The 18,125-nt window shown below is 69.3% G+C and carries 20 protein-coding genes and 1 pseudogene; 11 read left to right on the forward strand and 10 right to left on the reverse strand.

Annotation, left to right across the window (positions count from 1 at the left end; all coding sequences use genetic code 11):
- Positions 1-46 precede the first annotated feature (46 nt).
- The 3 genes from ACQPXS_RS03145 (at position 47) to ACQPXS_RS03155 (ending at position 1,748) form a co-directional block, all read left to right on the forward strand.
- A complete protein-coding gene (locus ACQPXS_RS03145; protein WP_433446664.1) occupies positions 47-538 on the forward strand; it encodes a DUF2975 domain-containing protein in 492 nt (163 codons plus the stop codon).
- A complete protein-coding gene (locus ACQPXS_RS03150; protein WP_433446666.1) occupies positions 538-759 on the forward strand; it encodes a helix-turn-helix domain-containing protein in 222 nt (73 codons plus the stop codon). The genes ACQPXS_RS03145 and ACQPXS_RS03150 overlap by 1 nt, the downstream gene beginning before the upstream one ends.
- A 638-nt stretch (positions 760-1,397) precedes the next feature.
- Positions 1,398-1,748: an antibiotic biosynthesis monooxygenase family protein gene (locus tag ACQPXS_RS03155; RefSeq protein ID WP_433446667.1), complete on the forward strand. Its 351-nt coding sequence runs from the start codon at positions 1,398-1,400 to the stop codon at positions 1,746-1,748.
- A 222-nt stretch (positions 1,749-1,970) separates the two neighbouring features.
- Here ACQPXS_RS03155 and ACQPXS_RS03160 read toward each other — a convergent pair whose 3' ends face one another.
- The 3 genes from ACQPXS_RS03160 to ACQPXS_RS03170 form a co-directional block, all read right to left on the reverse strand.
- A complete protein-coding gene (locus tag ACQPXS_RS03160) occupies positions 1,971-4,367 on the reverse strand; it encodes a glycoside hydrolase family 65 protein (RefSeq protein ID WP_433446669.1) in 2,397 nt (798 codons plus the stop codon).
- The gene (locus ACQPXS_RS03165; protein WP_356310683.1) at positions 4,364-5,107 is read right to left on the reverse strand and encodes an HAD family hydrolase; all 744 of its coding nucleotides are present in this window, start codon (positions 5,105-5,107) and stop codon (positions 4,364-4,366) included. Before ACQPXS_RS03165 ends, ACQPXS_RS03160 begins: the two co-directional genes overlap by 4 nt.
- Before the next feature lie 327 nt (positions 5,108-5,434).
- Complete coding sequence (locus ACQPXS_RS03170) at positions 5,435-5,899, reverse strand: GNAT family N-acetyltransferase (protein WP_433446672.1); 465 nt, start codon at positions 5,897-5,899, stop codon at positions 5,435-5,437.
- 200 nt (positions 5,900-6,099) lie between these two features.
- Between ACQPXS_RS03170 and ACQPXS_RS03175 the strand changes: the two genes are divergently transcribed.
- From ACQPXS_RS03175 to ACQPXS_RS03190, 4 genes are read left to right on the forward strand one after another with little or no spacing between them, the layout of a single operon-like run.
- Positions 6,100-6,399 carry an alpha/beta fold hydrolase gene (locus tag ACQPXS_RS03175; RefSeq protein ID WP_433446674.1) on the forward strand — a complete coding sequence of 100 codons (300 nt, stop codon included), beginning with the start codon at positions 6,100-6,102 and terminating at the stop codon, positions 6,397-6,399.
- Positions 6,389-6,793, forward strand: coding sequence for an alpha/beta hydrolase (locus ACQPXS_RS03180; protein ID WP_433446676.1), 405 nt, complete (start codon positions 6,389-6,391; stop codon positions 6,791-6,793). Before ACQPXS_RS03175 ends, ACQPXS_RS03180 begins: the two co-directional genes overlap by 11 nt.
- A complete protein-coding gene (locus ACQPXS_RS03185; protein ID WP_433446678.1) occupies positions 6,783-6,938 on the forward strand; it encodes a hypothetical protein in 156 nt (51 codons plus the stop codon). Before ACQPXS_RS03180 ends, ACQPXS_RS03185 begins: the two co-directional genes overlap by 11 nt.
- Entirely contained in the window at positions 6,935-7,516 is a 582-nt protein-coding gene (locus tag ACQPXS_RS03190) for a hypothetical protein (RefSeq protein WP_433446680.1), read from the forward strand. Before ACQPXS_RS03185 ends, ACQPXS_RS03190 begins: the two co-directional genes overlap by 4 nt.
- A 608-nt stretch (positions 7,517-8,124) precedes the next feature.
- Here ACQPXS_RS03190 and ACQPXS_RS03195 read toward each other — a convergent pair.
- The gene (locus ACQPXS_RS03195; RefSeq protein WP_433446682.1) at positions 8,125-8,622 is read right to left on the reverse strand and encodes a hypothetical protein; all 498 of its coding nucleotides are present in this window, start codon (positions 8,620-8,622) and stop codon (positions 8,125-8,127) included.
- A 152-nt stretch (positions 8,623-8,774) separates the two neighbouring features.
- The gene (locus tag ACQPXS_RS03200) at positions 8,775-9,995 is read right to left on the reverse strand and encodes an MFS transporter (RefSeq protein WP_433446684.1); all 1,221 of its coding nucleotides are present in this window, start codon (positions 9,993-9,995) and stop codon (positions 8,775-8,777) included.
- A gap of 223 nt (positions 9,996-10,218) precedes the next feature.
- Here ACQPXS_RS03200 and ACQPXS_RS03205 point away from each other — a divergent pair, with 223 nt between their 5' ends.
- Together ACQPXS_RS03205 and ACQPXS_RS03210 are read left to right on the forward strand one after the other, a co-directional pair.
- Positions 10,219-11,079, forward strand: a complete 861-nt coding sequence (locus ACQPXS_RS03205) for an NAD-dependent epimerase/dehydratase family protein (RefSeq protein ID WP_433446686.1) — start codon at positions 10,219-10,221, stop codon at positions 11,077-11,079.
- Positions 11,080-11,247: 168 nt separating this feature from the next.
- Positions 11,248-12,144, forward strand: coding sequence for a LysR family transcriptional regulator (locus ACQPXS_RS03210; protein WP_433446688.1), 897 nt, complete (start codon positions 11,248-11,250; stop codon positions 12,142-12,144).
- A gap of 109 nt (positions 12,145-12,253) precedes the next feature.
- Here the strand turns inward: ACQPXS_RS03210 and ACQPXS_RS03215 are convergent, their stop codons facing one another.
- Positions 12,254-13,366, reverse strand: a complete 1,113-nt coding sequence (locus ACQPXS_RS03215) for an ABC transporter substrate-binding protein (RefSeq protein ID WP_433446690.1) — start codon at positions 13,364-13,366, stop codon at positions 12,254-12,256.
- A gap of 251 nt (positions 13,367-13,617) precedes the next feature.
- On the opposite strand from ACQPXS_RS03215, the gene ACQPXS_RS03220 reads away from it, so the two are divergent.
- Entirely contained in the window at positions 13,618-14,046 is a 429-nt protein-coding gene (locus ACQPXS_RS03220; RefSeq protein WP_356310699.1) for a VOC family protein, read from the forward strand.
- Between the two features lie 114 nt (positions 14,047-14,160).
- Here the strand turns inward: ACQPXS_RS03220 and ACQPXS_RS03225 are convergent.
- The 3 genes and pseudogenes from ACQPXS_RS03225 to ACQPXS_RS03235 all read right to left on the reverse strand — a co-directional run.
- Positions 14,161-14,679 (reverse strand): annotated as a pseudogene (locus ACQPXS_RS03225) (nucleotidyltransferase); the annotation flags it as partial.
- A 204-nt stretch (positions 14,680-14,883) separates the two neighbouring features.
- Entirely contained in the window at positions 14,884-15,768 is an 885-nt protein-coding gene (locus tag ACQPXS_RS03230) for an NAD(P)H-binding protein (protein WP_433446692.1), read from the reverse strand.
- A gap of 475 nt (positions 15,769-16,243) precedes the next feature.
- On the reverse strand, positions 16,244-16,564 hold the full coding sequence (locus ACQPXS_RS03235) for a hypothetical protein (RefSeq protein ID WP_433446694.1): 321 nt from the start codon (positions 16,562-16,564) through the stop codon (positions 16,244-16,246).
- Between the two features lie 142 nt (positions 16,565-16,706).
- On the opposite strand from ACQPXS_RS03235, the gene ACQPXS_RS03240 reads away from it, so the two are divergent.
- Positions 16,707-17,462, forward strand: a complete 756-nt coding sequence (locus ACQPXS_RS03240; protein ID WP_433446696.1) for a DUF1963 domain-containing protein — start codon at positions 16,707-16,709, stop codon at positions 17,460-17,462.
- A gap of 89 nt (positions 17,463-17,551) precedes the next feature.
- Here the strand turns inward: ACQPXS_RS03240 and ACQPXS_RS03245 are convergent, their stop codons facing one another.
- Positions 17,552-18,094 carry a DUF1707 SHOCT-like domain-containing protein gene (locus ACQPXS_RS03245; RefSeq protein ID WP_433446698.1) on the reverse strand — a complete coding sequence of 181 codons (543 nt, stop codon included), beginning with the start codon at positions 18,092-18,094 and terminating at the stop codon, positions 17,552-17,554.
- Between the last annotated feature and the right edge of the window lie 31 nt (positions 18,095-18,125).

Genomic DNA, 18,125 nt, shown 5'->3' on the forward strand with positions numbered 1-18,125 from the left:
TCGAAATTCGATAGATTCCCATCGTAACTCGATGGAAGGATGAGTCGTGGGGAAACTGGCAGTGCGTGCGCTGCGCGCCGTGCTCGTGGTGGTGCTCGTCGGCACCGTGTTCGTGCAGGCGTTGATGGTGTGGGCGTTGGTCAGCGGGAGCGACCCGGAGGACGGGTCGCTCCCGCTGACCCCGCTGCGCGTGATCACCATCCTGGGCATGGTGTCGGCCCAGGTCGCCCTGGTCTGCGTATGGCGGCTGGTGTCGATGGTGCGACGCGGAACCGTGTTCTCCCACGCCGCCTTCCGATACGTGGACGGGATCATCGGCGCGATCGTGGCGGCTGCCCTCGTATGGTTCGCGGTCACCGCTCTCAATGCGCCGGGCCAGCGGGACGACCCGGGCGTCACCCTCATCATGGGCGGGATCGGCGTGGCCATCCTGGGCGTCGCGCTCATCGTGCTCGTCCTGAGGACACTGCTCGCCCAGGCCGTCGCGCGCGACGCCGAAGCGGCGCAGATGCAGGCCGAGTTGGACGAGGTGATCTGATGCCGATCACCGTCGACATCGATGTGATGCTGGCCAGGCGGAAGATGTCCGTGGGCGAGCTCGCGGACCGCGTAGGGATCACGCCCGCCAACCTGGCGGTACTCAAGAACGGCCGCGCCAAGGCGGTGCGCTTCACGACACTCGCCGCGCTCTGCGAGGTGCTCGAGTGCCAGCCGGGCGACCTGCTGCGCTGGGAGGCCGAGGGCGCCGCGGGCGGATGACATGCCCCAGGGCGGGCGCGAAAACGCCTGGCCCACCGGCCGTGGCACGGCACGTGGCCCGTCCTGGTCGATTATCGCGACCTGCGAATGTGACCTCCCTACCGCGAACCCCGCCCTTCCAGCGTGGAAAGGCGGGGTTCGTCATTGTGCGGCGACGGGGTTCCGGGAACGGGACAGGCACGGGCTTCCAAGATCTCCCCGAGCCACCCCCGTGATCGTTTCACGACCTTGATTGGCATCTTAAACACGACCTACGGGACGCGTATCTGGTCGTGATCAATGAGCGTCGCAACGTCCAGGGCTGGTGCCCGTCTGGGATGCCGGCCCGGCGATCTGCGGTTGGCCCCTGCGGATTGACGGCATCTCACCTCTCCTCCCGTGTTGGCTGCGAGCTGGCGCCCCTCAGGGTCCGGTGTCATCCCCAGGTCTGACACGGCTTCCCGCGGTCCGACGGAAGCCGCCCATCGGAACGGGAACTGCGGCTGACGTCACGGCCTGCTTACGCCGGGACGATGGAACGGTCCCCAGAAGGCAGTAGCCCTACGGCCAAGCGAGCGTCGTGAGCGTCGCCGGATCCAGTACGGCGGTGTCCGGCCTAGGTGCCGTGGGACAACCGATAACGGGAGGAAGTACCGAAGATGGCCAAGCTGCAGAGCCTGGACCCGAATACGCCGATGTTCGCGCAGTTCAAGGAGAAGACCGGCCCCATCGTCCTGGCCAACACCTTCTTCGTTCCGAAGGAGAGGACTGACGCGTTCCTGTCCCTCTTTCGGAGGCAGGCGGAGTTCATGAAGGCTCAGCCGGGAGTCGTCTCCCTGCAGATGCACAAGGGAACGACGGACAGTCAGCTTCTGATGAACGTCGCGGTCTGGGAGTCGACCGAGGCGGTCGCCACCGCGTTCGGCAGCCCGGAGTTCCAGCGCATGGCGGCCGAGTTTCCCGACGACACCGTGTCGTGCCCGCACATCTTCGAGCAGATCGACGTATGACACGGCAGCTGTAGCCGAGGGAGAGCAGCCGGAGAAGCCCCGCCCCCACCCGGGTGGTCACCCATCCCTGCACCATGCCGGGTCGCCAAGGCCGCCGAGCACCCCACCACGCATAGCCCCCGCCCCCGAAGAGGAGTCACTATGCGGTCCCGCATCGCATCTCTGATCATCCACCGGACAGACACAGCCGATCGACTGCGCAGACCATCGAAGCGACGCACCTTACTCCTGTGTCGCCGCCCGCTCCTCTTCCTCTGGGGGCAGGCCCACCGGGCGGCGGCCAGGGGGCTGTTGGGGCTCGGGGCGCACGGGTGCGCGCGGCAGACGGCGGTCCACCGGCGTGCCGGCGGTCAGGGTCGTCGGCTCCCCGTGATGCAGCACGACCAGGGACTCGCCGTCCACCAAGTGGTACCGCACCTGGGACGGGCCGATGTCCACCTTGAGCCTGCATCCCCGTACCAGCAGCGTGAACGCCACCCTGGACAGCGCCTCCGGCAGGCGCGGTGCGAATGCCAGCAAGGCTGGTTTCCCGTCGTCGCCGGCGTACCGGCGCACGCCTCCGAAGCCGGCGACCAGCGCGATCCACGTCCCGGCGAGGGAGGCGATGTGGAGCCCGTCACGGGTGTTGTGTTCCAGGTCGTCCAGGTCCATCAGCGCGGCTTCGCCGAGATAGGCGTAGGCCAGGCGCAGATGGCCGGTCTCGGCGGCGAGGACCGCCTGGAAGCACGCCGACAGGGAGGAGTCGCGGACGGTCAGCGCCTCGTAGTAGGCGAAGTTGCGTGCCTTCTGCTCGTCGGAGAAGGCGTCCGGGCACTCCGTCATCGCCAGCACCAGGTCGGCCTGCTTCACCACCTGCTTGCGATACAGGTCGAAGTAGGGATAGTGCAGCAGGAGGGGGTAGTTGTCGGGCGGGGTCGCCTCGAAGTCCCAGCGCTGGAGACTCGTGAAACCGGCCGACTGCTCGTGCACGCCGAGCACGTCGTTGTACGGCACCGCCATGCGGGCCGCGGCGTCCCGCCACGCCGCGGTCTCCTCGTCGTCGACACCGAGTTCCGCGGCGCGCTCCGGATGACGGGCGGCGGCGTCCGCGGCCGCGACGAGGTTCTGGCGGGCCATCAGGTTGGTGTACAGGTTGTCGCGGGTGATCGCGCTGTACTCGTCGGGCCCCGTGACCCCGTCGATGTGGAAGACGCCCTCCGCGTCATGGTGTCCTAGCGAGCGCCACAGCCGCGCGGTGTCCACCAGGAGGTCGAGACCCTCACCGCGTTCGAAGTCCTCGTCCCCGGTCACCATGACGTACCGTTCGGTGGCCATCGCGATGGCGGCGTTGATGTGGAAGGCGGCCGTCCCGGCCGGCCAGTAGGCGGAACACTCGGCACCGTCGATCGTGCGCCAGGGGAACGTCGCGCCCGCGAGCCCCAGCTGACGCGCGCGTTCCCGTGCCGCCGGTAGCATCTGATGACGCGCCCTCAGTGCCGATGCGACGGCCTCCGGAGAGGTGAACGTCAGCACGGGGAGCACATAGGACTCGGTGTCCCAGAAACAGTGCCCGTCGTACCCGGTCCCGGTCAGGCCCTTGGCGGGAATCGCCCGGTTCTCACCGCGGGCCGCCGCCTGGAGCACGTGGAAGAGGGCGAACCGCACCGCCTGCTGGATGCGCGCGCTGCCTTCGACCTCGACGTCCGCGCACGCCCAGAAGCGATCCAGGTACGCCCGCTGTGCCGCGGCCAGACCGTCCCAGCCGGTGCTGACCGCGGCCGCCACCGCCGCGTCCACCTGATCGTGCACCGCCGGCAGCGAGCGCTCGCCCGACCAGCCGTAGGCCACGAACTTCACCAGCCGGAGCGTCTGCCCGGGCACCAGATCCGCGGTCACCGTCAGACGGCTCACGTCAGCCTCGCACTGCGCCGTCCAGCGGGTGCTGTCCGGTCCTTCGACGAGATGGTCGGCCGCCGCCCCCACCCGCAGCGCGCTGCGGTCGGTGCGGTGCACCAGCCGCAGCCGGGTGTCCTGCGCGAAGTTCTCCTCGGCCACCAGCGGTGACTCGATCGCCGCGGCCACGCGCGGATCGCCCTCGAATCGCGGCAGTTGCGCGTTGGCGACGAGCTCGGACTGCACGGCCACCGTGGTCGGTCCGTCGACCGGCTCCACCTCGTACACCACCGCGGCCACCGCGCGCTGGGTGAAGGACACGAGCCGCTGCGAGGAGATCCGCACCGTACGACCGCCGGGTGAGGTCCACCGTGCGGTGCGGCTGAGGATGCCCGAGCGGAAGTCCAGGACCCGCTCGTGCGCGACCAGCCGGCCGTAGCGCAGGTCGTACGGGTGGTCGTCGACCAGCAGCCGGAAGATCTTGCCGTCGGTGACGTTGATCATGGTCTGGCCCGACTCGGGATAGCCGTAGCCCGCTTCGGCGTAGGGCAGCGGATGCCGTTCGTGGACGCCGTTGAGGTATGCGCCGGGCAGTCCGTGCGGCTCTCCCTCCTCGAGGTTGCCACGCCACCCGACGTGCCCGTTGGAGAGGGCGAAGACCGACTCGCTCTGCGCGAGCACGTCCAGGTTCAGCTCGGTCTCGCGCAGGCACCACGGCTCGACCGTGAAGCTGGGATGGGTGATCACCGGTCCTCCAGAAGCTCGGCCAGGTCACGGACCACCACATCGGCGCCGTGTGCCCGCAGTTGCTCCGCCTGGCCCACCCGGTCGACGCCCACCACCACGCCGAACCGGCCCGCCCGCCCGGCCTCGACGCCGGCGAGGGCGTCCTCGAACACCGCGGCCTCTGCCGGATCCGTGTCGAGCCCTCGGGCCGCCTCCAGGTAGGTGTCCGGGGCGGGCTTGCCCCGCAGCCTGCGCTCGTGGGCGACCACTCCGTCGATCCGCTCGTCGAACAGGTCCTCGATGCCGGCCGCTCGCAGGACGTCGCGGGTGTTCGCGCTCGACGACACCACCGCGCAGCGCAGGCCCGCCGCCCGCGCCGCGTGTACGAACCGGACCGAGCCGTCGTAGGGTTCCACACCCTCCTCGCGGATCCGCCGCAGGACCAGCTCGTTCTTGCGGGTGCCCAGGCCGTTCACCGTCTCCGCCTCCGGCGGGTCGTCCGGTGATCCCTCGGGCAGGTGCACCCCGCGTGCGGCGAGGAAGGTGCGCACGCCGTCCTCACGGGGCCGGCCGTCCACATACTCGTCGTAGTCGCCGATCTGGTCGAAGGGCACGAATTCGGTGCCCTCGCGCGTCGCGCGTTCACGGAGATATCCGTCGAACATCTCCTTCCAGGCGGCCGCGTGCACCTTCGCGGTCTGGGTGAGCACCCCGTCGAGGTCGAACAGGCAGGCACGGACGTGCGCAGGAAGCCCCAGCATGCCGACGAGGCTAGAAGGCGCCTGCGGACGGGCGCGGCAGGACACCGTCCGGCACGCAGGAAGAGACCCGGTTGGTCGAGGCGGTGGGGGCGCCCTTGATGCCGCGTGCGTAGCAGGCGTGCCGGCGATGGCCGCGAGCAGCCTGGTGGCCGGGCGACGCTGGGTGGCGCTCACCATGGCCCGCTTCTCCGCGTTGCGCGGGGACCGCATCGGGCATGCTGCTCTTTGGTCGGCTTGTGCGGGAAGCGGCGTTCGGCGTACCGCTGTGCCTTGCCTCCGAGTCTCCGGCTCGAAGCCTGTCCCAGTCCGCACCGACCAGCGTTCAGTTCACCGGGCCTCCAACAGCTCGGTCGGAGACTGGAACCCGGATCGGCGGTAGAGCGGAGCACTGCGTTCCGACGGCCAGACGATCAATACGTCCATGCCGCCGCTCTGCGCATGCCTCCTCAGAGCTTCGAGAAGGGCCGCTCCGAACCCTCGATTGCGGTGCTCAGGCACCACGTAGAAGTTCGTGACGTAGCCGATCGGGGTGTTGTCCTCGTAAGGCTCCGGCATCCTCTCCACCAGGTGGAGGAAGACGTGCCCGCAGACCTCGCCGTCGCTTTCGGCGACCCAGGCCAGCCAGCGCTTGCTCGCGAGCCGCTCCCGGATCCACTCCTCCGCATGGCTCACGGGCCGCACCGGCTCGGAGAGGTCCCCTTCATGGTCCTCACGCTTGAATGCCCAGCGCAGACGGGCCAGAACCGGAGCATCAGCCGCGTCAGCCTCGCGGACATGGACGTCAGTGATCATCAGGCCAGTTTCGCGCACCCCCGTGGTGTCGCGCTCCCGGATTTCTGGGTCCGGCCCCCGTCATGCCGGTCCGCAGCTGGAAGTCCGGAACACATCGACCGGAACTGAACGGGGCGGGGTGAGCGATGACTCTGCCGCAATGGGTGAGGGCCGTGTCCAGGCCGGACCCCGGGGTACTCGGGCCACCGGTGCGGTCCGCGATGGCGAAGGAGGCGGCCATGATCGGTACCGGCCAGAGCCTGCCGCGGGGGTTCCATGACACGTTCACTCATCACTTCACCACGGTCGGGCCGGTCAGGCTGCATCACGTAACCGGCGGCCCGCCGGGGTCGGAAACAGTGGTTTTGCTGCACGGCTGGCCGCAGACCTGGTACGCGTGGCGCAAGGTGATGCCCGGCCTCGCAGCCGCCGGCTACCGGGTCATGGCCATCGAGTACCGAGGAGCAGGTGACTCCTCCCGCCCGGCCCACGGATACGACAAGGCCACCGATGGCCGGTGACATCAGGGGCCTGCTCGATGCCGTCGGTGCACAGCGGGTGCACATCGTGGCCCGGGACATCGGGCTCATGGTCGGATACGCCCTGGCCGCCCAGTGGCCCGAGCGGGTCGCGTCGATGACCATGCTCGACGTGCCGCTTCCCGGCACCGGCGCCTGGGAGCAGGCCAAAGGAGATCCGCAGACCTGGCACTTCGGTCTGCACCGGCAGCGCGACGTCGCCGAGACGCTCGTCACCGGCAGGGAGTACGACTACATCTCCACCTTCTATCGCGCACGCCTTCGCCGAGGACCAGGAACGCTTCGCCGAGCTGATGGAGGACAAGCTGCCGATGCCCGTACTGGCCTTCGGCGGGGAGCTGGACAGCGGGGCCATGATTCCCGACATGGCGCGTGAGGTGGCCGCCGACGTGCAGGGGGTGATCGTTCCGGGCGGGGGCCACTGGACGCCCGAGGAGAACCCCGGATTCCTCCTGGAGCGGCTGCCGGCGTTTCCTGCCGCCTCCTGGATCCGTGCAGCACGACACGAGCAACGATCATGAACAGTGACACAGGCACCGCCCAAGCGGTGACCGTCGTGGTGACCAGGGTGGTCGCCCCGGACAAGGAGGACGAGTTCGCCCGCTGGGCCGACGATGTCGACCGGGCCGCCGCCCGCTTCGCCGGTCACCTCGGTGCCGTACGGCTGCACGACGGCCAAGGGCTGCACCATCTCGTCTACCGCTTCGACACCCCCGAGCACCTCGACGCCTGGGAGCGGTCGGACGTGCGGCACGATCTGCTCCAGCGCGGAAACAGGATCTCGGATCCGCGGAGAAGCCGCAGTGCCGATCTCGTCCCCTGGTTCACCCTGCACGAGCCTGGCGTCCCACCCAAGTGGAAGAGGTTCCTGACGACTTGGGCAGCCGCCTATCCTTGCCTGCTGACGATTGCCACCCTCCTGAAGCTGCTGTTCCCCGGCTTGCCGCAAGCTGCGGCCCTGGCCATCAACTCCCTTGTTCTCACCGCCCTTCTCACCTGGGTGCTCCAGCCGAGGCTCACGCGCCAGGCCCGCGCGTGGCTTCTGCAGGGAGCACGCCCGGCACCGACCAGGGGAACGACGCCTGTGTCACGTGGTTGACGCCTGACCCGGACGAGCTTCGCCGGTGAGGGAACGTCGGGGGCCTCGGCGGTGTCGTGTTCGGTGCGCGGCGGCGCGAACCATCCTCCAGCACCGTGGCGAGCACTCTTGGTTGATCCGCTCCCGTGGTAAGCCGCCGGCCTCTCCTTGTGCCTCCCCGGTCCGCGGCTGCGTCCGCCCAGGTGTGTGCCCGCGGCGCGACCGGGCCTGCCGGATCCGGCCGGAAGGTGGGGATGCGCCGCCACGGAACGTGCCGGTGCCCGCGCCGCCAACCGGTCGGGCTTGGCTGCGCCGGCCTGTCGCCCTGCGAGGCCAGCCGGCGGTCCCGGCACCCGGCACGTGGCCGCAACCGCCCGGTGACGACCGCATTGCGGCGGTGGTCAGCCCGCGGCGCGGCCGTGCCCGTCCCCGGCCGGCGCCATGACCTGTGCGACGGAGCCGCCTGAGTACCTGCCCGCCGTACAGGATTGCTGGACCGGCGGACGGCTGAGCGGGGTGGGCTCATCCCCCAAGTGGCGTGTTGTACACCGATTGTGACCCGGCCGGTCCGGACGACGGCAGTCCATCGGCCGCCGTCCGGATTCCCGCGGGGTGGGTCGGCCTGCGGCTCAGCAGCCGCCGCAGTTGTAGTACAGAACGTCCCAGTGGCTTCCCTCGTCGGTGTAGACGTTGCCGGCACCCGACGTCCACATCGGGTAACCGTCGCCGCGCAGCCCGGAGTAGCTGAAGTTGCTCTTGATGTAATTCCCGAGGCAGGTGTACTTGCTCATGTCGAGCTTGTAGCCGTTCCAGTGCGAATACGTGCCGGAGGCGTGTCCGACCTCGGTACCGCCGGTGATGTTCACGGCACAGCCGCTGGCGCGCTTGAGGGTCTGGGCACCCTGGGCGGTGGCGAGGTTGAGCTGCTCGAACGAGGTACAGGTCGAGTTGTAGCGGTCGGAGCAGTTGCCGGAGGAGGACCAGGTGATGCCCACCTCGCGGAACATCTGGGTGGCGGTGGCTTGACTGATCTTGGTGACGGCGAAGGCGTCGGTGGCGGTGCCGAGAACTGCGACGCCCGGGGCGACGACGAGGGCGAGAGCGGTCAGTGCAGAGCGGACCTTCATGGGGAGCCTCCTGCGAGTGGCCGTGCTTCCTATGGGGCGGCTGTGCAGGTGGTGCCAGGCGATGATGCCAGAGTTCTACGCGCGTCCGCCAGAGGGGCGGCCAAGTCGCGGGCGCATCCAGGGGGCATCCGCACGGACACCTGTGGTCGCCTTCATACTGCTGAACCTCGGAAAGAGGTGCGGGCCCACAGCAGGGATGCGAGGGCCGTGACGCCGAGTCCGGTCAGGCAGATGCCGGACCAGCCGGCCTGCGACCACATGAAGGACGCCGCGGCCGAACCGAGTGCCCCACCCACGAAGTAGAACGCCATGTAGATGCTGTTGACCCGGTTGCGGGCCGACTCTTCGACGTCGTAGATGACGCGCTGATTCAGCACGTGCAATCCCTGCACGCCGATGTCCAGGACCAGCACACCCGCGATGATGCCGCCCAGGGTGCGCCCGGCTACCAGCAGCACGGCGAAGGCGATGGCGATGAGAGCGACGGCGACACCGGTGGGCATGGGATGGGTGTGCCGCCTGACGCGACCGGTGAGATTGGCCGCCATCGCGCCGGCGGCGCCCAGGAGTCCGAACAGGCCGATGACGGCGGGCGAGTAGCCGAACGGACTCCGACCGAGTTGAAGGGCGGCGGTCGACCAGAAGATGCTGAACGCGGCGAAGCCCAGGGCGCCGTAGGCGGAGCGGACGCGTACCAAGGCGTCGGCCTGGTAGATGCGAACCGTGGAGCGCAGTACCTCGCCGTAGCCGATACCTCGGCCAGAGCGGACGTCCATGCCCCGCAGAGCGCGACGCAGAACCAGGTTGACGACGATCATCAGTCCGGCGGCGCCTAGGAACAGCGGGCGCCAGCCGACGAGTTCGGTCACGATACCGGCGACGGTCCGAGCGAGCAGCATGCCGGCGAGCAGACCGCTGATGACGCTCGCCACGGTGCGCCCCCGCTGGGCGTCGTCGGCGAGGTGTGCCGCGGCGGGCACGAGCACTTGAGCCGCGACGTTCGCGAGGCCCAGCGTGGCGAAGGCGACCAGGGCGATGGCCGGTCCCGGAGCGAGGCCCACCGCGGCGAGGGCGGCGGCGTCGAGCAGCAGCAGGACGGTCAACAGGGACCGGCGCTCGACGATGTCCGCCAGCGGAAGGACGAACAGCAGACCCAAGGCAAAGCCGAGCTGGGTGACGGTGACGATGCCACCGGCGGCACCCGCCGATGTGCCCCCGGAGCGCGCGATCGCTTCGAGGAGTGGCTGGGCGTAGTACAGGTTGGCGGCGATCGCGCCGGTGGCCGTCGCCAACAGCAGCGTCATGCCCCGCGATATGCCGGGGTGCGAGGAAGCCGCTGCGGGGACGGGCCGCACTGTGTCGGTCTGGGACATGGAGGATCTCCTCCTCGTCGGACGGAAAGGGCTCGTCCAACGTCCGGGCCGCGCGGGCGGCTGTCCAAGACCTTTTCCGTGGTCGCTGATACCCCATGGGCATGGAACCCCCGTGATACCCGGCGGGTATCACAGACGGCGGAAGAGGTCTTGGACGCGGGTCCGTCTCCCGGCGCAGGCTGGTCAGCGAAGTCACCGGCCCACGGAGATAGGAGCCACAACCATGAAGATCTTCCTCACCGGCGGATCCGGATACATCGGCAAGGCCACGATCAGCGCCCTGGTGCGCCACGGGCACACCGTCGAGGCCTTGGCCCGCAACGACCGCGCTGCCGAGACGGTCAGCGCCCTCGGCGCTACGCCGGTGCGCGGGGGACTGGGAGACCTCGGCGTGCTCAACGCCGCGGCGGTCCGTGCCGAGGCGGTCGTGCACCTGGCGCAGGCCGAGACCGGTGACGAGGACCTCGCGGCCGCCACCGCCATGCAGGACGGCATCGGCACGGGTACCTACGTGCACACCGGCGGCACCTGGGTCTACGGCGACACCGACGGGGTCGTGGACGAGACCGCCCCCTGGAACCCGCCGGCCCTGGTCGCCTGGCGCAAGCCCGTAGAGGACGCCGTCCTGCAGCGCGCACAGCACGGTGGCCGCCCCGTCGTGGTGCAGCCCGGCCTGCTGTACGGCGGCGATAACCGCCTGATCGACATCTTCTACACCACCCCCGGCAAGGAAGCAGGCGCCATCCCATACATCGGCGACGGCACGAACCGCTGGGCCCTGGTGCACATCGACGACCTCGCGGAGCTGTACGTCGCCGCGCTCAGGGCGAAGCCCGGATCGGTGTACGTCGGCGTGGGCGGCGTGAACCCCACCGCCAAGGAGTGCGCGCTGGCCGTAGCCCGGTCCGTCAGCCTCGACGGCAAGGTCGCCTCCATCACCCTGGAACAGGCCCGCGAGGAGATGGGCCCGATCGCGGACGCCTTCGCCCTCGACCAGCAGCTCACGCCCGCGCGCGCCGAGGCGGACCTGGGGTGGACCCCCGTGCGGACCGACCCGCTGGCCGTGCTCGCCGCCGGCGAGTGAACCAGACCGGGAACGGGTGGGCTCCGCCTGCGAGGGCCCACCGCACCCGGGCGGTAGATTCACGACCACATGCCTCGGTCGTCCCGCGGGGTGATCGCGGCAGTCGTTTCGAGGACGGCCGAGTGACCAGACGGGTCGTCGCGTCGGGAAAGTGAGCGGTGAGTCCGGGTGGATCTGGATCTGCGGAAGCTCCGGTATTTCGTGGCAGTGGCCGAGGAGCTTCACTTCGGACGCGCGGCCGAGCGGCTGCACATCGCCCAGCCGGTGCTGTCCCGGCAGATCCGGAGCCTGGAGGACGAGCTGGGCGCCGAGGTCTTCGATCGGGACCGGCGCGGCACGCTGCTCACTCCGGCCGGACAGCAGTTGCTGGAGGACGCCGTTCCGCTGCTCGCCTCGGCCGAGGCGCTGCTCCGACGGGTCAGGGCGGCGGCGCAGGGGACCCCCACCCTGACCATCGGCTTCATGCCCGGCATCACGGTCACCCCTGCCATGGCGGTCTTCACCGCGCGTCATCCCACTGTCAACGTGCGCCTCCTTCGCACAAGTTGGGACGATCAGGTGGCGGTGCTGCTGGACGGCCGGGCGGACGTGGGCGTCGTACGGCTGCCCATCGACCAGCACGGCCTTCAGGTGCGGCCGCTCTTCCAGGAGCCGCGGGTCGTCGTGCTGCCGGTGGGACACCACCTGGCGAAGAGGCAGTCGGTGACCGTCGGCGACCTGGCCTCCGAGCACCTGCTCCAGGACCCGGACGCCGTTCCCGAGTGGCGTGACGTGGCACTGGAGTTGCGCGACAAGCGACGCCCCGAAGTTCCGCCGATCCATCAGGTGGAGGAGAAACTGGAACTGGTGGCCTCCGGCGCCGGCATCTGCGTGCTGCCGCTGTCCACCGCCAACTTCTACACGCGTCCGGACGTCATTCCCTTGCCCGTGGAGGACTTCGGCCCGAACGAGGTGGCCCTGGCGTGGGTGGCGTCCCGCCGCTCCCCGCTCATCCACGACTTCGCCGAGGCCGCGGTGGAAACCCTGGGCCGGCCCCGGACGGACGAGCGCCCGCCCGGGCACTGAGCCGGAGGTGACTCTCGACATGGCGGGCACCACGTTCCCGCACCAAGTGCCGGGGCACTGACGGCCGCAACTTCCGGAAGATCTGGGCGGCCGGACCTCCCGTGCTCTCTCAGCCGGTGTGAAGGATCCGGAAGCGATCGGGTTCCGCCGGATCTCGATCAACGACTTGGACTGGCGTCCGGGCCCATTGCCAGACGCTGATGCCCGGCGTGCGGGAGAACCGGATGTGCCCCCGGGTGCCCTCGACCGCAGCGCGCGGCCAGGATTCGGCGGCGCGCGCCCGGTCCGCGCCGTGAGAACGCAGCACCTCGGCGAGCACGGCGACCGTGTCGTAGCCCTCGAAGGCGACGAAGGAGGGCGCATCGGCCAGCCGCTCGCGGAGGGCCGTCTCGATTCGTGCGCCGAGTGGGGTGAGGCGCTCGGGCAGGTAGCGCAAGAACGGGATCGCCGCGCCGTCGCCTCCCAGCAGCGCCGCCCATTCGGCGAACTCCGGTTGCCCGGCCGGAGCACCGATCAGGATCTCGGCGAGACGCTGGTCGCGACGGACGGACTTGACGATCGACACCGCCGGCTCCGGGTGGCCGACCAGAAGAAGGAGCGTTGTCGCGCGATTGTCGACGAGTTCGTCGCACACGGCCGAGGGAGCGAGTGCGCGCATGTCGAGTTCGATCACGGTGCCACCGCGTGGCGCGAGGTAGTCCCGCAGAATGCGGACCCCGGATGCCCAGTAGACACTCGGCTGGGCTGCCACGGCGATTCGACGGTGACCCGCGCCGAGGAGGAAGTCTGCGTAGATCTGCCAGCCGCGGGACTGCGGTGGGGACAGGCGCGCGACCCAGTCCGTCGGCTGCTCGGTGAGCGCGTCGAGAACCGCCGACGAGCAGAGGAACGGCAGGCCGAGAGCATCGGCCCTGGCAGCAGCGGCGCGAGCGACGACGCTGTGATACTCCCCCGCCAAGGCGGCCACGCCCAGGCGAGCCAGTTCTTCCACGGCCGCCGCGGCCCTCTGTGGATCAGCCGCGGTGTCCCGGACCAGCAGTTCAAGTGGCCTTCCGGCGATCCCGCCGGCGTCATTGACTTCGCGAACGGCCAGCTCGAGGCCAGCGAGCAAGTGCCGGCCCGCCTCGACCCAGCCGGGCCGGGTCAGCGGAACGAGAGCGCCGATCCGGACCGATGATCTGTCAGTCCACTCAGCTCCAGGTGGCGATGGCCTCGTATTCATGCGCCGACGTCTCCCGCCTGACGATGCAGGTGCAGTGTGCCCGGATCACACAGTGGCGGACGCGCCTGGGTGATCACGCCGGACATTGCATCCACCAGCATCGCCAACAGGCAACCGATTATTTGTTCGCCGAGCTGCCGGCCAGGCTTCGGCAGCGCCCCGAGAGCCATGACCAGTCGCGGCGGTCTTCTTGGAGGCACCGGCACCGTACAGGGAGATGAGCAACAGAGTCCCGCTGTTATGGTGCGCCCGTGTCATCGATCAAGCAATTCCAAGTCACCTTTGACTGCGCGGAACCCGAGCGCGTCGCTCGTTTTTGGTGCGAGGTGTTGGGGTACGTCGTATCGCCGCCACCGCAGGGGTTCGCCACGTGGGACGATTTCGACCGCTCCCGGCCTCCCGAGGACAAGGGTTCATGGTTCGCCTGCAGTGATCCCTCAGGTGTGGGCCCGCGACTGTTCTTTCAGCGCGTCCCCGAAGGCAAGGTCGTCAAGAATCGCGTGCACCTTGACGTGCGGGTCGGCACCGGGCTGGTGGGTGAAGAGCGCCTCGCCACGCTCGAAGCCGAGTGCGCACGACTGGTCGCGCTCGGCGCGGTACGCGTCCAACTACTGTACGACGGCAACGATTCGTGCATCGTGATGCAGGACATCGAGGGCAACGAGTTCTGTCTCGACTGAGCATCCTCGGAGCCGACGAGATGCAGGCTGCTGCAGGACGTGTCCGGGCCAGGCGAACGAGTGTGGCAGCAGTACGCCGTCGGGCCCCGGTTGCCGATGGGCCTCGGCCGCCCGTCAGGGACGCGGGGCCTTCTCGCCGTGCACGGCTGTGTATTCCGCTGCGAGCCACGGTCCGAGGTCGTTGATGAGCATGTCCAGAACCACCGGGTCGGGTAAGGGCGCCCGGCCGGTGGACGCGGCGACACGCATCCGCTCGACGCGCTCCGGGTAGTAGCGGCCGAACAGCTCGGCGGACTGGTCGAGGTCGCTGGTCCAGCCGCCCCATCGGGGCATGACCAGGGTGAATCCTGTGCGGACGATGCGACGGCCGACGAGACGGCTGAGCGTCCGGCGATCGGCGTCCGTGGTGGCTTGGGCTGCTTGGGCTGCTTGGGCTGCTTGGGCTGCTTGGGCTGCTTGGGCGCGCCAGCGTGGAAGCTTGCTGGCGAGGTCACCGTTCGTCTCTCGCGCCAGCAGGGCTGTGGGGCGGTAACGGGGCAGCCGTTCTGCGAGGTCCGGGCCCAGCAACGGGGCGCAGAGGCAGGCGATGAAGAATCCGGCATCGTGCCGTTCCACGTCGCTGAGCAGAACCCGGGCCGATGTGGGCCGGGTGCACGTGACCACCCGTCATCGCGCACGCGTGCTGGCCTGGCCGAGCGGGCCCGCCAAAGCCCCCGCCGCACATCTCCGCCCCGCACCTCACGGAGGAGGCGTCAGGACGGACGCGTCCTCGGCCGCCGGCCGAAGCGCCGCACCATCCGAGGGCCGTGCCGAGGATGTGCTGCGTGGCGTGGTCGATCACTGCACGGTGCGGCTCAGCTGGGGGCGGAGTACGTCATAGGACCAGGCCGCCAGAGTGGTGGGGGTGGTGGTGTACACGGTTCGCGGCTGTTCCGGGACGAACCCCTCCCGCAGACCGGTCGACATCCCGACGACCGCTTCGACCAGACCGTCGGTCATCCCGGCTGAGCGCAACAGGTTCCGCATCGCGTCGTCGCTGATCCGCTCCACGCGCAGCGGACGGCCGGTGGCCGCGGACACGATCTCGGCGGCCTGCGGCCAGGTGAGGTCGGCCGGGCCGTGGACGGCCTGGACACAGCGTCCGGACCAGTCGGTCGACAGCAGCCGTGTCACGGCGACCTCCGCGATGTCACGGGGCGCGACCCAGGCAAGAGGCTCATCCAAGGGAAGAATCACCGGGATGACACCGGCGCGTACGGCATCGAGCTGGAGCTCCAGGTTGGTGAAGAAGTACCCGCAGCGCAGGTGCGTGACCGTGGCACCGAGGGCGTCGAGAGCAAGCTCGGTGCCCGCGAGGCCGTCGATCTCTCCGGCGCCGTGGCGCTTCTCGGCGCCGACACTGCTCTGGAAGACCGTCCGCTCGATGCCGTTCGCCTCGACGGCGCTCACCACGCTCGCCGTGGCCAACTCGTAGTCCACGAGCGGATCTTCGCCCGCCGACGGGGGATCCACCCAGAACAGGGCGTCGACACCCGCGGTGGCGGCGACGACCGCCTCGGCGTCGCGCTGGTCCACCACGACCGCGTCCACCTCACGGCGAATGCCGGGCGCGAGCCGACCGGGGTCGCGCACCAGAACCCGTGGACAGACTCCGGCCCGGAGAAGCATGGCGACGACGTGGCGTCCGACGTTGCCGGTGGGCGTCGTGACTGCGATACGCATGGCTCGGTGTCCCTTCTGCGGTCTCCCGCACGACGCTATAGGCCAATCCGGACACCCCATGTCGCCTTAACCTCATGTCCCCCCTTTGTCGCACCACGGACATGCGCATACGCGACGGCTGCCGCCCGTACGGGGCTCAGGCGGGCTCAGCTACGACCGCCACCGGGCAGGCCGCGCGGCGGAGCGCCCGTGGGCGACACGGCCCAGGCCGCACGGGACACGCCCGGCAGGCGCCTTCACGAAGCTGGACCGATACGGGTGTCGACACGGCCTGGTCGAGCTCCTCGACGCCGAACCGGACAGCTCGTCGTCGGTGGCGCGGACACCGCCGAGGTGGTCCCTTGCTGCGCTTGCCCTGATCACCCGGCACAGGCGTTACGCCCCAGGAGAAGAGCGCGCCGGCCTGCGCGCCGGGTCCCCCGCCCCGCCGCGGCTGCCCGGCAATCGCGAGCACCCCTGAACTCGTCGCGTCCCCTCAGGCGTCCGGGGCTGTCTTGCTGTGCGTGATGAGGCTGACCTGGCCCGTCCAAGATTGCGGGTCCTGAGTCGGATCCCAAGTCACCTCGACGTTGGTTCCGTGGAAGTCGTGCGCGAATCCCACCACCATCGCCGCCGCGGCGGTCCGCGCCTCGGCGGGACCGGCATCGATCGCAACGCCAGGGATGCGCCCACAGACCATTCCGCCGTCTGCGGTGAGGACACTGTGTCGCCAGCCCTCGGGCGTTGCCAGCAGGACGATGCGCTTCGGCATGCCGAAGGGCGGCCGCTGATTCTTCTTCCGCTTCCGTATCGCCACCGAGCCATCCAACAACGGCGGCTCCCTGGCCGCATGCTCGGGCCGGAGATTCAGGGGACGCGACCTGCCGACTGGTGATCATCCGCGGCCCTTCAACCGCCGGAAGGAGCCGTGTCAGAGCGTGGTGAGAGACTCTGCGGTCGTGGAGCATGAAGGCCGTGACCGCGGCGAGCGTGTCACGATGGAAGAGATCGTCCGTGCCCAGTTGGGAGTGGGAGCAGCTGAACGCTTCCTTCCCCTGATCAGGCCGTCAGTGGGGTTCGCCGTCCGAACAGACCTCCCTGACTCGGGCAGCGTGATCGGGAGCTTGCCCCGAACCACCGAATCGTTCCAATGGCCCCACTATGACGGGCAGCCGATGGTGCTGCTGGCTCAGTTGGACTGCGGCCAGGCGGCACATCTGCTCGGCGACGCCTGGACGCTCCCTGCGGATGGATACCTGCTCTTCTTCCACGACGATGACTTCGCGGCGGAGTTCAGCTTCGATCTCGGCGATGACGGCTGCCGCGTCGTGCATGTCGCGGCCGGATCCGGCGGACTGCGGCATGAAAGCAACGGCCCAGTCATGCCGGCCCTGCCACTGGAGGCCTTCACGCTGCCGTCGGTGCCAACCCTGGTAGACGCGGAGGCAGATCAGGCAGTTGATGGCGATGCCATTGCCTTGATCAACCTTGCCGAAGCGCTGTCCGGCCTCCTGCCAACTCCGCGTCACCGTCTGCTCGGCTGGTGCGACACCGGCGGCACCCCTCAGCCGAAGGGGCATCGGCCGCTGCTCCAGTTGGAAGCGGAAGCCGGCACTGCCTGGGGCGAGATCGTCAACGTCTCCTTCTGGATCCGCGACGAAGACCTGCGAGCCGGGAACCTCGGCAATGTCCGCCGATCCTACGAGGTCGCATAGTGCTACTCAGCCATGCGTCGTCTGCCCCATGTCGACAAGCACCGCATTGGCGCCGCCGGCAGGCTGGGCGGGTGGTCCGCGACGAAGCCTCAACGCCGCGCATGGCGGATCTTCAACCGCCCGAAACCCATCGTTCCGGAGATCCTGATTTTCCGCCCGCCGGGGCGGGAACCCCGCGGTGTCTCGTACCGCAGGTCCTTCCACCCAGTGCGCAGACCATCGACATCAACGACCGCATCGCGGGGCACCGTGATCTTGGCCCCACCCGTGCCGAGTTGCAACTCGATGTCGACGACCGGATGCTCGATGACCGCCCGGGACAGATCCAGGCGCACCCGTCCGTATGCGGACTCGACCTTGAGGATCCGAGGTACCCGCCATGCGCCGCGCCGCTGGATCCGCCCGCCGGCGGCGGCGATTGTCGACGTGGTGTCAGGATCCTCCACCGGGAGCGCGGCCAGAGCGGATGCGAGCTCCTTGTGCGTCTTGGCGGTGAGCACCTGGCCGAGACGTTCATCCATCTCCTCGTGCGAGATGCGCTCCTCGGCGTAGGCCTTCTGCAGGCGCTGCACTGCCGTCTCGCGGTCATCTTCGCTGAGCCGCGGCAAGGGGTCTTCCTGCGGAGAGGTCACCGTTTCACTCTAGTGCGCACTGTTGAAGGCT

Source organism: Streptomyces sp. CA-142005, from assembly GCF_050942335.1.
GTDB lineage: Bacteria > Actinomycetota > Actinomycetes > Streptomycetales > Streptomycetaceae > Streptomyces.